This window comes from Sphingopyxis sp., assembly GCF_041916015.1.
Lineage (GTDB): Bacteria > Pseudomonadota > Alphaproteobacteria > Sphingomonadales > Sphingomonadaceae > Sphingopyxis.
Map to the genome: position 1 here is coordinate 1 of NZ_JAYSAH010000008.1, position 13296 is coordinate 13296.

The window sequence follows — 13296 nt, forward strand, 5'->3', positions numbered from 1 at the left end:
GCTGCGCGGCGACGCCGCGGGCTTCCGCCGCGAGGTTGCGGCGCTGCGCGCCGAGATCGGCGGGCCGCTGGTCAGCGAGGCCGAGCGGGCGGGGCAGGCGATCGAGCGGGCGCTGGCGCGCGCGATCGTCAGCGGCAAGCTGGGGTTCGAGGATCTGAAGCGGCTCGCGCTGTCGGTGATGGCCGATATCGCGCGCGGGGCGATCGCGAACGGGCTGGGCGCGCTGGGCGGCGGCGGCGGGTTGCTGTCGCTCGGAACCTCGGTGGTCGGGGCGCTGTTCGGCGCGCCGGGGCGGGCGACGGGCGGGCCGGTGAGCGGCGGGCGCGCTTATCGCGTCGGCGAGCGCGGGCCCGAATGGTTCGTGCCGACATCGAGCGGGCGGGTCGAGGCGGCGGGCTCGACGGTGCGGAATGTCGCGATCACGGTGAATGTCCGCGGCGACGGCGCGGGTGATCCGCAGCGGCTGGCGCAGACCGGGCGGCAACTGGCCCGCGCGGTGCGGCGCGCGGTGGCCGACGAATAGGGAGTGGGCATGGTGGAAGGTTCAGATTTCGGGCCTGCGATGGCGCGATTGCCCTCCCCGCTGCGCGTAGCGGGCAAGCTCGCAACGCTCGCTGCCCCTCCCGCAGGCGGGAGGGGAGGGTTTTTGTGATGGGCTGGGCGCTTGTCGCGGCGGGCGAGCCGCATCATCGCAGGGGCTGGGTCAAGCGGTTCGATCCGCGGTTCTGGACGGTCGATTTTCCGCGCCCGATGGTGGCGGCGGTCACGACGCCGGCGCCCGATGCGCTGCGCGTCGATGCGGTCTTCTATAACCGGCAGGATCTGGCCGGACTGATCTGGGAGGCCGGGGATCGCTGGGACCATCCGCTGCTCGCCTATGCAACACGGCGCGATTTCCGGCATATGCAGCTTCGCTTTCGTTGGCGCTCGGGCGGGATCAAGCCGCTCGACGCGCTGCACGGGCCGACGCTGACGATCGAAGGGCGCGACGCGGCGGGGAATCCGCGCGCCTGGTATGTGCGGCTGTGGAACTATGCCGTGGGGACGGCGGAGGATGCGGTCGTGACGCTCGATTTCGATGCGCTCGACGGCGGCTTCCTGCTGCCGGGCGAGGCCGATCCGGTGTGGGCGGGCGATGTCGACCGGATGTTCGTCTCGCTGGTCCCGCCCGATTACGACCTCGGCGAGGGGAGGCTCGCGGCGCCGGCCGAAGGCTGGGCCGAGATGAGCGGCATCGTCTGTTCGGGGTCGGGATCGGTGCTGGCAATCGGCGATGCGGTACTGCCCGAGCACGGTCTCGGCATCGCGAACGGTTATGACGACGCCTATCATCTGACGCCGGCACGGGTGGTGCGGCAGATCGTGCAGCTGGGCTATCGCGGCGATGTCGTCCATTATGTCGGGATGAGCCATTTTATGCGGCTCGCCGCTGAGGGAACCGCGCTGCTGGCGAGCGTTGCGGGCGGAGCGATCAATGCGGCATGCGCGGCGTGGCACCGGGCGTTCGCGGCGGAGTGCGCGGGCGCGGGGCTGGGGCTGATCTGGTCGCTGTCCTATGAGCTTTTCGATGCCTATTGCCCCGAAAGCTGGAAGCAGCGCGATGCGGAGGGCCATCCGGCGCTGACGGGCTGGGTGCCGCCGTCGACCCTGCTGTCGCCCGCGAACGAGGAGGCGATGGGCTGGCTGCAGCTTGTCGCGCGGGGGTTCGTCGGGCTGGCGGTCGAGGCGGGGCTGGCGGTGAAGTTCCAGGTCGGCGAACCCTGGTGGTGGGTCGCCGAGGGCGGGCGGCTCTGTGCTTATGACGCCGCGACGACGGCGGCGCTCGGCGGTGCGAGCGTCGCGATCGCCGATGTGCGGGGAAGCCTGACGGCGCCGCAGCGCGCGATGCTCGACGCATTGGGGGCGCTGCTCGCGGGATCGACCGCGGCGCTGGTTGCGGCGGCGCGCGACGAGGCGGGGGCGGCGGGGCTGACGAGCCATTTGCTCGTCTATCTGCCGACGGTGCTCGATCCGGAGGCGCCCGAGCTGCGGCGCGCCAATGTGCCGGCCGGCTGGGCGTCGCCGGCGTTCGACGTGCTGCAGCTCGAGGATTATGACTGGGTGACCGGCGGGCGCGGCGCGGCGACCGCCGGCGCGCGGGCGGCGATGGCCGACCGGCTGGGCTATCCCACTCAGGAACAGCATTATTTTTCGGGGTTCGTGCTGCTGGCCGAGGATCGCGCCGAATGGGCGGCGATTGCGGGCGCCGCCGATGCGGCGCGGCGTGCGGGGGTGGCGCGCGCGTTCGTGTGGGCGCTGCCGCAGGTCGCGCGCGACGGGTTCGTGGCCTTCGATGGGGAGGATGAAATGCAGGCGTATGATGCGGTCGATTTTCCGCTCGCGATCGGGCGCGAGGCGATGGTCGCGACCGAATTCTCGACCCAGATCGTGAGTTCGCCCGCGGGGCATGAGCAACGCGCGAGCGAATGGGCCGAGGCGCGGATGCGCTACGATGCGGGGCCGGGAATACGGTCCGAGGCCGATGTGCGGACGCTCGCCGATTTCTTTCGCGCTCGGCGCGGCGCGGCGCGGGCGTTTCGCTTTCGCGATCCGTTCGACCATGGGTCGGCGGCGGATGGCGGTTTGCCGGGCGCGGGCGACCAGTGGCTGGGGGCCGGCGACGGGAACCGGCGGCAGTTCGCGCTGGTCAAGCGCTATGGCGCAGGAGACGCGGTGCAGGAACGGGGCATCCGCCTGCCGGTCGCGGGCAGCGTCCGGGTGTCGGTGGGCGGAATCGAGACCGCGGCGTTTTCGGTGACGGCGGATGGCGAGGTGCTGCTCGACGCGGCGCCTTCCGCGGGTGTCGCGGTGCGGGCGGGGTTTCTGTTCGACGTGCCGGTGCGCTTTGCCGAGGACCGGCTCGAGGTCAGCCGCGCGACCTTTCTGGCGGGCGAGATGGCGAGCGTGCCGCTCGTCGAGGTGCGCGCGCCGTGGTGATGCCGGAAATGGGAGGGGCAGCGCCCGGCTGGCTGCGCGAGGAGCTGGTGACGCTCGCGTGGTGCTGGCGGCTGGCGCGGCGCGACGGGATCGTGATCGGGCTGACCTCGCACGACCGCGACCTCGTCATCGGCGGTGTGCCCTATCGCGCGGCGCCGGGGATGAAGCCGTCGGCGATCGAGACGAGCGACAGTCTGGAGGCGGCGACGATGGACCTCGAGGGTGCGGTCACGAGCGATGCGATCGCCGCCGCCGATCTCGACGCGGGGCGCTGGGATGGCGCCGAACTGCGGCTGTTCGTGACCGACTGGACCGCGCCAGAGGCGGCGCCCGTGACCGTCGCGCAGGGATCGCTGGGCGCGGTCGAGCGGCGCGGGGCGGCGTTCACGGCGGAATTGCAGGGGGTGACGCGAATCCTCGACCGGCCGGTGTGCCCGGCGACCTCGCCCTCGTGCCGGGCGATGCTGGGCGATCCGGCGTGCCGCGTCGATCTGGCGCCGCGCACGCATGTCCGGCGCGTCTTCGCGGCGGCGGGGCGGACGGTGACGCTCGATGCGCCGCTGGCGCCCGGGACGATGGCGTTTGGCGAGCTGACCTGGCTGGAAGGGAGCGTGTGCGGGCTGTTGAGCCCGGTAATCGCGGACGACGGCGGGGTTCTGACGCTGGCTGAGGCGCCGCCCGACCTGCCGCCTTTGCCGCTCCGCGTGCGGCTGGTCGAGGGGTGCGACAAGCAGCTTGCGACGTGTCGGACACGCTTCGCGAACGCGGTCAATTTTCGCGGCGAGGCGCATCTGCCGGGCAACGATCTGCTGACGCGCTATCCGGGTGGTTGAGGATTTGGGGGCGCGCGCTTTCGTGGCGGCGCGGGCGATGGTGGGGACGCCGTTCCGGCCGCAGGGGCGCGATCCGGCGACAGGGCTCGACTGCGTGGGGCTGGTGTGGGCGGCCTATGCGGACGCGGGGCGGAAGTTGGTCGCGCCGGACGGTTATCCGTTGCGGGGGTGGGCACGCGCGCGGATCGAAGACGCGCTCGCGACGGCTGGATTTTTCGAGGTCGATGACCGGCGCGACGGCGATGTCCTGCTGATCGCATTGGCGGCGGGGCAGTTTCATCTAGGGGTGCTCGGGCCGGCGAGCTTCGTGCACGCGCAGGCCGGATTGCGGCGGGTGGTGGAGACTCCGCTGGGTGCGGGAATGGTTGCGACCCGCTGGCGGCTTTGCCCTCCCCGCTGCGACTAGGGCGCGGAGCGCCCAAGTCTCGCTGCCCCTCCCGCAAGCGGGAGGGGATTTTTTTGGAGGATGGAATGGCGACTTTGGTGCTGACGGTGGTCGGCGGGATCGTAGGCGGGCCGGTCGGCGCGGCGCTGGGGGCGGCGATCGGGCAGCAGGCCGATGCTGCGATCTTCAAGCCCAAGGGGCGCGAGGGGCCGAGGCTTGCCGACCTGAAGGTGCAGGCATCGACTTACGGTCAGCAGATTCCGAAGCTGTTCGGGACGATGCGCGTCGCGGGCAGCGTGATCTGGGCGACCGACCTGATCGAGCGCCGGAACAAGCGGGGCGGCGGCAAGGGACGGCCCTCGACGACCGAATATAGCTATGCGGTGTCGCTCGCGGTCGCGCTGTCGTCACGGCGGATCGGGGCGATCCGACGGATATGGGCCGACGGCAATCTGCTGCGCGGGTCGAGCGGGTCGTTCCAGGAACGGTGCACCTTTCGCTGGTACGACGGGAGTGAGGATCAGGGCGTCGATCCGCTGATTGCCTCGGCGGTCGGCCCGGCTTCGGCGAGCGCGTTTCGCGGGCTGGCCTATGCGGTGTTCGAGGAACTGGAGCTCGGCGCCTTCGGCAACCGGATTCCGTCGCTGACCTTCGAGGTCGAGGCCGACGCCGCGAGCGTCGATGGCGGCCTCATCGGGGACGATCTGCTGGGCGAGGCGGGGCGTTGCAACGGAATCTGGCCGATCGCGGGCTATGCGGCGTCGGGCGACAGGGTGCGTGACGCGCTGCAACCCCTGTTCGATATCGACGGTATCGGATTGTCGAGCGGGCCGGAGGGGTGGCGCTTCGCGGCATCCGCCGGCGGATCGCTGCTGGCGCTCGCCGATTTCTCCGAAGCGCGGCGCGCGGCGGACCAATCGGATTATACCGGGCGCCGTCGCGCACCGCTTTCCTCGCTGCCGGGGGTGATCCGGCTTCGCCATTATGAGCCCGAGCGCGATTATCAGCTCGGCCAGCAGACGGCTCCTGTGGCCGGAGGCGGAGTGCGCGAGGAGCGTATCGATCTGCCCGCGGTGCTGCCGGCGGGATCGGCGCGCGCGCTGGCGCGGACACTGGCGGCCGCGGCGGCAGATGGGCGCGAGACGCTGACATGGTCTGCGGACCTGGCCGCGCTGGCGCTTCCGGTCGGGGGTGTGGCCGTATCGGCCGGGCCCGGCGGAGGCGACGGCTGGCGGGTTGCTTCGCGCACCGTGGGTGCTGCGGGCGTGTCGCTCGAGCTGCGGCGCCATCTGCCGGCGCCGGCCGGGACGGTCGCTGCCGATCCCGGCCTTCCCGTGACAAGTCCCGACTGGCCCGATGCCGAAGGCTTCGTTCGCCTGTTCGATCTGCCCAATATCGGTGCGACGGCGGCGTCGGCGCCGTTGCTGATGGTCGCTGCGGCGGGAAGCAACGACGGCTGGCGCGGCGCCGACATCTGGATTCAGCCGGCGGCGGGAGCCGAACCGGTGCCGATCGGCACCGCGCGCCCGGCCGCAGCGCTGGGCACGCTCGATGCGGTGCTCCCCGCAGCCGGAAGGCGGCTGTTCGATTGGCAGAATGTGGTGCTGGTAAGGCTCGTGAATCCCGCGATGACACTCGAATCGGTCGATGACAGGGCGCTGCTGGACGGGGCCAATCGCGCGATGGTCGGCGGCGAGCTGCTGCAGTTCGGAACCGCGGAGCCGGTCGGGGCAGGGGTCTGGCGGCTGTCGCGCCTGCTGCGCGGGCGCTGCGGAACCGATGCGGCGGCGCACGCGGTCGGGGCCGACTTCGTGCTGCTCGACGATCCGGCGCTGCTGGCGGTTCCCGAAGAGCTGGGGCGCATCGCCGAGGGGGGCGGGGCGGTGCTGCAATGGGCGTCGCGGTCGGACACCGTGATGGTTGAGTTTGCGGTGCCTGCGGCCGGGCGGGCGCTCCGTCCGCTGGCGCCGGTCCATCCGCGCGTGCGGTCCGATGGCGCGGGGGGCGTCGAGGTCCGCTGGACGCGGTGTTCGCGCGTCGATTCGGGCTGGCGCGACCATGTCGATACGGCGCTCGGGGAGAGCCGCGAGGCGTGGCGCGTCGAGCTCGTTCCGGGAGGCGTTGGCGCCGGGCCGTGGGAAACGGCGTCGCCGTCGCTGTCGATCGATGCCGCGACGCTTGCCGCGTTGCCGCCGGGCGCGGTGCTCTCCATCCGGCAGATCGGCGATTTCGCGCCGTCGCCGCCGCTATTCCTGCCCCTGAACTGACGAAGATGCTTTCATGACGAGGATATTGGTATGAGCGAGACGACCGAGACCGCGCGCTTTTCCTTGCCCCTGCTGGCGATGGCGCAGGCGCAGAAGGAAGTGACGCATAACGAAGCGCTGACGCTGCTCGATGCGCTTGTGCATGCCGCGATCGAGGATGGGCCGCTTGCGACGCCCCCCGCGATGCCCGAGGCGGGGCAATGCTGGCTGGTTGGGACGGGCGCAAGTGGAGGCTGGGCCGGACAGGCGGGCAAGATCGCGATCTGGAGCGAGGGCGGCTGGCGCTTCGTCGCGCCGCGGGCGGGGATGCGCGTTCTCCGCCTGAACGATGGAAGTCTGCTGCTTTTTGCGTCGGGTACATGGTCGGCGCCCGTGACGGTTCCGACTCCGGCAGGCGGTGCTACAGTCGATGTCGAAGCGCGGGCCGCGATCTCTGCTTTGATTCTGGCGCTCACGGCGCATGGCCTTCTGAATTCGGGATGATTTTGCTTATATTCTAGGGAGAAGTGCGACTTTTTGGCAACAGATTGACGATTTGTTAGCTTGCACGGAACCAAAGGCACGAGTAGGACGTCTGTCGAGACGTGAATCTCAATTGAAAGGGGAATTTACTATGAGGAAGCTTGCCGTCGCTGTGGCGTTGGCCTCCACTGCCCTGGCATCGCCCGCAATCGCGCGCGACAACTCGTGGTATGTTGGTGTCGGTGGTGGCGCAATGCTGGTCGAGGACATCGACCTGGACATTGGCGCTGTCAAGAACGCTGGTACGCTCGATCACCGGGCCGGCTATGATGTCGAAGGTACCGTCGGTTACGACTTCGGCGGTTTCCGCGCGGAAGTCGAAGTCGGCTATCGCGAAGCGGACATCAAGGGCGGCACCTTTACCGCTCCGGGCATTCCGACCAATCCGAATGGGACGGGCGCCTTTACCGGTTCGACCCGTCTGAACGGTGATTCGAACGCTCTGAGCTTCATGGTCAACGGCCTGCTCGACTTCGGTGACGATGACGGCCTGCAGGGCTTCGTCGGCGGTGGTGCCGGTGTGGCCCGCGTGTCGGTCGAACCCGTTTTCGCCGGTCCGTTCCTCGACGATTCGGACACGGGCTTTGCCTGGCAGGCAATCGCCGGTGTTCGCGCTCCGCTGAGCAAGAACTGGGACGTCGGCATCAAATATCGTTTCTTCAACGCCAGCAACCTCGACCTCGTCGACCAGGCTGGCCGCGACGTTTCGACGCGCTTCCGCTCGCACTCGATCCTCGGCACGCTGACGTACAACTTCGGTGGCGCCGAGCCGCCGCCGCCGCCGGCCCCGCCGGCTCCCCCGCCGCCGCCTCCTCCGCCGCCCCCGCCGCCGCCGCCGCCGGCCGTGTGCGAGCCCGGGCCGTACATCGTGTATTTCGACTGGGATCAGTCGGCGATCACGCCGGAAGCTGCCGCGACGCTCGACAATGCGATCAGCGCGTACAACCGTGGCTGCTCGGGTACGCAGGTCTGGCTCGCCGGTCACGCTGACCGTTCGGGTTCGGCCAAGTACAACGTCGGTCTGTCGCAGCGCCGCAACGACGCGGTCCGCAGCTACATGACCGCTCGCGGTATCTCGGACGGCGCGATCTCGGCTGAAGCGTTCGGCGAAAGCCGTCCGGCTGTTGCGACCGCCGACGGCGTCCGCAACGATCAGAACCGCCGCGTGGAAATCAAATACGGTCCGGGTTCGGGCAACTAAGATTTCCAGCCCGGTTCGGGTTAGATGAAAAGAGGGGCGGTACCGAAAGGTGCCGCCCTTTCTTTTTGGTTCCGCCGCGGATCGATACGCGCGGCATCTGCGCTTTTCGTTTGCCTCCAGTGAAAAATGTTATACCATAACATCGCCGATCAAAGCCGCGCGGTTCGGGTGTCGCGGACGGATCGATAGCGCGGGGCGGGCGCGGGAGGCGCTTCGTTCCGCCCGGCAGGGAGCGATATCATGCGCAGACGCAGTCAGTTCCACCGCAGCATCTTCCGTACCGACCCCAATGGCGATCCCGCCATCAACACGACGCCGCTGATCGACGTGATGCTGGTCATGCTGGTGATGTTCATCATCACCCTGCCGCCGCCGACGCACAGCGTCGACATCACGCTGCCGTCCGCAGGCGGCCACGGGAAAATCCTCGACGAAAATCGGGTGACGATCGACACGAGCGATATCATCCGCTGGAACGGCGAGGCGGTCGATCTCGCCCAGCTGGGCCAGCTCGTCAAAACGGCGTCGGAGCGGCCCGATGAACCCACCTTGCTGTTCGAGCCCGACGCGCGGGCGCGCTATCTGCGGGTCGATGAGGCGATCGGGGCGATTCGCCGCAATGGCGGCGGCAAGATCGCCTTCCCGGGCATCAGCCGTTATGGCGACCTGATCTGACTCTCGACCCGGCGGGCGCGCTCCGGCTGCCGTTTCAGATGGCCGGCGCCGTTCCCGGGCGCAGATATTGCATCATGTAATTGACATAGTCGGCCTTGCCGAGCGGGACGCCCATGTGACGAAGGATGCCGTAAGCGGCGACGAGGTGGAAATAGAACTGCGGCTGCGCCCAGTCGCGCGCATAGGCCGTGGCGGTCATGTCGAACGCCATGCCGTTCGGCAGGTCGAAGTCGATGGCGCGGTCGTCGTCGCCAGCGAGCGCCGCAGGGTCGATCGCATCGAGCCACGCAAGGGTGGTCGCGATCTGCGCCTGGAGGCCGGCGAAATCGGTCGCATCCTCGCCGAGTTCGGGCGCGTCCGTGGCACCGAGGCGCACTGCTCCCTGGATCGCCTGCGCGCAGGAGAAACGCACCTGCGCGGCGAGCGGGAACATGTCGGGCGCGAGGCGGGCGGCGATGAACTGCAGCTCGCCGACGCCATTTTGCTCGCCCCAGTCCAGCGCCTTGCCGAGCTGCGCCGAAAGCGCGCGGAGGCCGTTAACATAGGCGGGAATGGCGATGTCGTAGAGGGTGACGGGCATGGGGGCTTCCTTTGCAGGGTGGCGGTCAGACGGCGGCGAGATTGTCCTGAAACTGGAGGCGCGCGAGGCGGGCGTAGAGGCCGTCGGCGGCGACGAGATCGTCGTGCCGGCCTTCCTCGACGATGCGACCCTCGTCCATCACGACAATGCGGTCGGCGGCGCGGACGGTTGCGAGACGATGCGCGATGACGATCGTCGTGCGGTCGTGCATGAGCGCTTCGAGCGCATCCTGCACGAGCTTTTCGGATTCGGCGTCGAGCGCCGAAGTGGCTTCGTCGAGGAGCAGGAGCGGTGCGCGGCGGAGCAAGGCGCGCGCGATCGCGACGCGCTGGCGCTGGCCGCCCGACAGGCGCGCGCCGCCTTCGCCCATGAAGGTATCGAGGCCTTGCGGCAGCTTGCGGAGAAACTCCTCGGCATTGGCGGCGCGGGCGGCCTCCCAGAGCTCCTCGTCGGTCGCGAGCCAATTGCCGTAGCGCAGATTGTCGCGCGCGGAGGCGGCGAAGATCACCGTTTCCTGCGGCACCATCGCGATCCGCGCACGGAGGTCGGCGGGGTCGGCTTCGGTGAGCGGGACGCCGTCGAGGCGAATTTGCCCGCCTTGCGGATCGTAGAAGCGCTCGGCAAGCTGGAAGAGCGTCGATTTGCCGGCGCCCGACGGGCCGACGATCGCGACCGTCTCGCGCGCGCGGATCGTGAGGCTGAAATCATGCAGCGCAGGGGCGTCCGGACGGGTCGGATAGCGGAATTCGACATGGTCGAAGTCGAGAGTGCCGAGCGCGGGCTCGGGGAGGGCGCGCGGGCGCGCGGGCGGCGCGATGCTCGGCTCGGCGATCAGCAGCTCGTGGAGCCGCTCGGCGGCGCCGGCGGCGCGGAGCAGATCGCCATAGACTTCGGTGAGTGCGCCGAACGCGCCCGCGACGAGTCCGCCGGTGAGCACGAAGGCTGCGATCGTGCCGCCGGTGATCGTGCCCGCCGCGACCCCCGCGGCGCCGTACCAGAGCAGCGTCGTGATCGCGCCGAAGAGCAGGCCGATGACGATCGCGGTCATCACCGCGCGGAGGCGGATGCGGCGCTTGGCGGTCGCGAAATTCGCCTCGACCGCGGCGGTGAAGCGTTCGGCCTCGCGGCTTTCCTGTCCGAAGGCCTGGACGATCTTCATCGCGCCCAATTGCTCGGCGGTGGTCGCGCCGATGTCGGCGACGCGGTCCTGGCTCGACCGCGAGACCTTCTGGAGGCGGCGGCCGAGCAGGACGATCGGCATGATGATCACCGGGATGCCGATCAACATGCCCGCGGTGAGTTTCGGCGAAAGCGAGAAGAGATAGACGATCCCGCCGATCCCCATCACCATGTTGCGCAGCGCGACCGAGACGGTGGTGCCGACCGTCTGTTCGATGATCGACGTGTCCGACGTCATGCGCGAGGCGATCTCGGACGGGCGGTTCTCCTCGAAGAAGCCGGGTGCGAGGCGGAGAAGGTTGCGCTGCACGGCTTCGCGAATGTCGGCGACGGTGCGTTCGCCGAGCCAGCTCACGAAATAGAAGCGGAGCGCGGTCGCGAGCGCGAGAATGACGACGATCACATAGAAGAAGCGGAAATGCGGGCTCACATCGCCGCCGCCGGCGACGAAGCCCGAGTCGATCATCGCCTTGAACTGCCAGGGAATCGCGAGCGTCGCGAGGGCGGCGACCCCGAGCGCGATCGCGGCGATCAGCAGCTGGAGCGGATATTGGCTGGCATAGCGCCAGACCATGCCGAGGCTCGACAGCTTGCGGCGGGACGGGGCGGATTGGTCGGATTGGGTCGCCATCGCGAGATGCCCTAGCAGCCGCTTGGGCGCCGCTCAACGGCGCAGAATGGCCGTGGGCTTCAAGCGCTTTGAAGCGGGCGTGCGCAAAGGGAGCGCGGGCGCTGGACCCGCGCTCCCCCGATGCTGGCGCCCGATGTTAACGATTGTCGAGCTGTGCCCGCACCGCGCGCAGCCCCGCCTGCGTGATGCGATAGGGCGCGCCACCGTGCGAGGCGATGAAGCCGCGGCGGCGGAGGCGCTGGAAAAGCGCGAGTCCGCCGCTTTCGAGCATATGGCCGTCGCGGGTGAAGCAGAGCGCTTCGATCAGGCGGCCGTCTTCGCCGCGCCGGTGGCGGATCATGCCGCCCTGCGCCAGCACGTGCAGCACGCGCTGTTCCGATTTGGAAATATTCATGGAAATGTGTCCGGGATTTTATGAGCAACAAGAGGCGCGCCGGCCCATCGGCTGGCGGCGCTTGCATCATCCCTTTCGCCGGGATGTCAGCGGTTGCCCACAATCTCAGACATAATCACTCCGAAGGGCGCACCGGCGCCCTGTTTCGCTAGAATATTATCGATGAGCCGAGGCTGCAATGCTTTTGATGCATTGCACAATGGCGGCGATTGCCTAGACTGCTCAGCAATCGGGGTGCCGGAAGAGCGCCCGGCGACACGCAAGGGGCCAATATATTATGCTGTATCACGCCTTTGACATGCAGAAGAGCTGGCTCGCCGGGGCGAGCGCGCTGGCGACCGCGGGGGCGCAGGCCATCCAGCATCCCGCCAACCCGCTCGGCTATTTCGGCGGCAGCCCGATGTTCGCCTCGGCGCTCGAAGTGTTCGCGCACGCCGCGGCGCCGCGCGGCAAGCCGGGGTTCGAGCTCTACGAGACGGTGGCCGATGGCGAGACGGTGCGCGTGACCGAGAGGGTCGAGGCGCGCAAACCCTTTGGGCAGCTCAAGCATTTCAGGCACAAGGGCACCGAAGGCAAGCCCAAGCTGCTGATCGTCGCGCCGATGTCGGGCCATTATGCGACGCTGCTGCGCGGCACGGTCGAGCGGATGATCCCCGAGCATGACGTGTGGATCACCGACTGGCGCGATGCGCGCAACGTCCCGCTGGAGGCCGGCAAGTTCGATCTCGACGATTATGTCGACTATCTGATTTCGTGGCTCGAGCATATCGGGCCCGGCGCGCATATGCTCGCGGTGTGCCAGCCCTCGGTGCCGAGCCTCGCCGCTGCGGCGGTGATGGCGGCCGACAAGCACAAGTGCCGGCCGAAGACGCTGACGATGATGGGCGGGCCGATCGACACGCGCAAGGCGCCGACCGCGGTCAACCAGCATGCGACGACGCGTCCTTATGCGTGGTTCCAGGAAAATGTGATCGTCACCGTTCCCGCCTGGTATCCGGGCGCGGGGCGCCGCGTTTACCCGGGCTTTCTGCAGCTTGCCGGCTTCATGTCGATGAACCTTGGCAATCACATGATGAGCCATTGGGAGATGTTCAAACATCTGGTCGATGGCGATGGCGAAAGCGCCGACAAGACCAAGGAATTCTATGACGAATATCGCGCGGTCTGCGACATGACTGCCGAATTCTACCTCCAGACAGTCGATGCCGTATTCCAGCGCCACCTGCTGCCGAAGGGCGAGATGCTCCATCGCGGCAAGCCGGTCGACCTCACGAAGATCGAGGATATCGCGATCCTCGCGATCGAGGGCGAGCGCGACGATATCTCGGGGATCGGCCAGACCAAGGCGGCGCTGACGCTCGCCAAGGCGCTGCCCGCCGAGAAGAAGAAATATCTGATGGCGAAGGGCGTCGGCCATTACGGCATCTTCAACGGCCGCAAATGGCGCGAGGAGATCGCGCCGGTCGTCGAGCAATGGATGCGCGCGAACGGGGGGTGAGGGGCGTCGGGTTGCGACCGGGAGTTGCCGCACACTCTCCCTTCGTCATTCCCGCGAAAGCGGGAACCCAGGGATGGGTAAGCGGACGGACGCTCTGGGTCCCCGCTTTCGCGGGGATGACGAAGTAAAGAAAGGGCAGCGTCCGCTCCCCACCC

At 68.7% G+C, this 13296-nt stretch carries 12 protein-coding genes; 9 read left to right on the forward strand and 3 right to left on the reverse strand.

What is annotated here, in order from left to right; all coding sequences use genetic code 11:
• Position 1 precedes the first annotated feature (1 nt).
• From ACE3SL_RS00950 to ACE3SL_RS00985, 8 genes are all read left to right on the forward strand, one after another.
• A complete protein-coding gene (locus ACE3SL_RS00950; RefSeq protein ID WP_374523887.1) occupies positions 2–523 on the forward strand; it encodes a tail tape measure protein in 522 nt (173 codons plus the stop codon).
• Between the two features lie 128 nt (positions 524–651).
• A complete protein-coding gene (locus ACE3SL_RS00955) occupies positions 652–2976 on the forward strand; it encodes a DUF2460 domain-containing protein (protein WP_374523897.1) in 2325 nt (774 codons plus the stop codon).
• Positions 2976–3809 carry a DUF2163 domain-containing protein gene (locus ACE3SL_RS00960; protein ID WP_374523898.1) on the forward strand — a complete coding sequence of 278 codons (834 nt, stop codon included), beginning with the start codon at positions 2976–2978 and terminating at the stop codon, positions 3807–3809. The genes ACE3SL_RS00955 and ACE3SL_RS00960 overlap by 1 nt, the downstream gene beginning before the upstream one ends.
• A 37-nt stretch (positions 3810–3846) precedes the next feature.
• The gene (locus ACE3SL_RS00965; protein WP_374523888.1) at positions 3847–4215 is read left to right on the forward strand and encodes an NlpC/P60 family protein; all 369 of its coding nucleotides are present in this window, start codon (positions 3847–3849) and stop codon (positions 4213–4215) included.
• A 65-nt stretch (positions 4216–4280) separates the two neighbouring features.
• Positions 4281–6461: a phage tail protein gene (locus ACE3SL_RS00970; protein WP_374523889.1), complete on the forward strand. Its 2181-nt coding sequence runs from the start codon at positions 4281–4283 to the stop codon at positions 6459–6461.
• 30 nt (positions 6462–6491) lie between these two features.
• A complete protein-coding gene (locus tag ACE3SL_RS00975) occupies positions 6492–6944 on the forward strand; it encodes a DUF2793 domain-containing protein (protein WP_374523890.1) in 453 nt (150 codons plus the stop codon).
• 130 nt (positions 6945–7074) lie between these two features.
• Positions 7075–8184: an OmpA family protein gene (locus ACE3SL_RS00980; RefSeq protein ID WP_374523891.1), complete on the forward strand. Its 1110-nt coding sequence runs from the start codon at positions 7075–7077 to the stop codon at positions 8182–8184.
• Positions 8185–8424: 240 nt separating this feature from the next.
• Positions 8425–8859 carry an ExbD/TolR family protein gene (locus tag ACE3SL_RS00985; RefSeq protein WP_374523892.1) on the forward strand — a complete coding sequence of 145 codons (435 nt, stop codon included), beginning with the start codon at positions 8425–8427 and terminating at the stop codon, positions 8857–8859.
• A gap of 34 nt (positions 8860–8893) precedes the next feature.
• Here ACE3SL_RS00985 and ACE3SL_RS00990 read toward each other — a convergent pair whose 3' ends face one another.
• From ACE3SL_RS00990 to ACE3SL_RS01000, 3 genes are all read right to left on the reverse strand, one after another.
• Complete coding sequence (locus ACE3SL_RS00990; RefSeq protein WP_374523893.1) at positions 8894–9439, reverse strand: DUF1993 family protein; 546 nt, start codon at positions 9437–9439, stop codon at positions 8894–8896.
• Between the two features lie 25 nt (positions 9440–9464).
• Complete coding sequence (locus ACE3SL_RS00995; RefSeq protein ID WP_374523894.1) at positions 9465–11249, reverse strand: ABC transporter transmembrane domain-containing protein; 1785 nt, start codon at positions 11247–11249, stop codon at positions 9465–9467.
• Positions 11250–11385: 136 nt separating this feature from the next.
• Positions 11386–11643: a YjhX family toxin gene (locus tag ACE3SL_RS01000; protein WP_374523895.1), complete on the reverse strand. Its 258-nt coding sequence runs from the start codon at positions 11641–11643 to the stop codon at positions 11386–11388.
• 277 nt (positions 11644–11920) lie between these two features.
• On the opposite strand from ACE3SL_RS01000, the gene ACE3SL_RS01005 reads away from it, so the two are divergent.
• A complete protein-coding gene (locus ACE3SL_RS01005) occupies positions 11921–13141 on the forward strand; it encodes a polyhydroxyalkanoate depolymerase (RefSeq protein WP_374523896.1) in 1221 nt (406 codons plus the stop codon).
• The last annotated feature ends 155 nt before the right edge of the window (positions 13142–13296 follow it).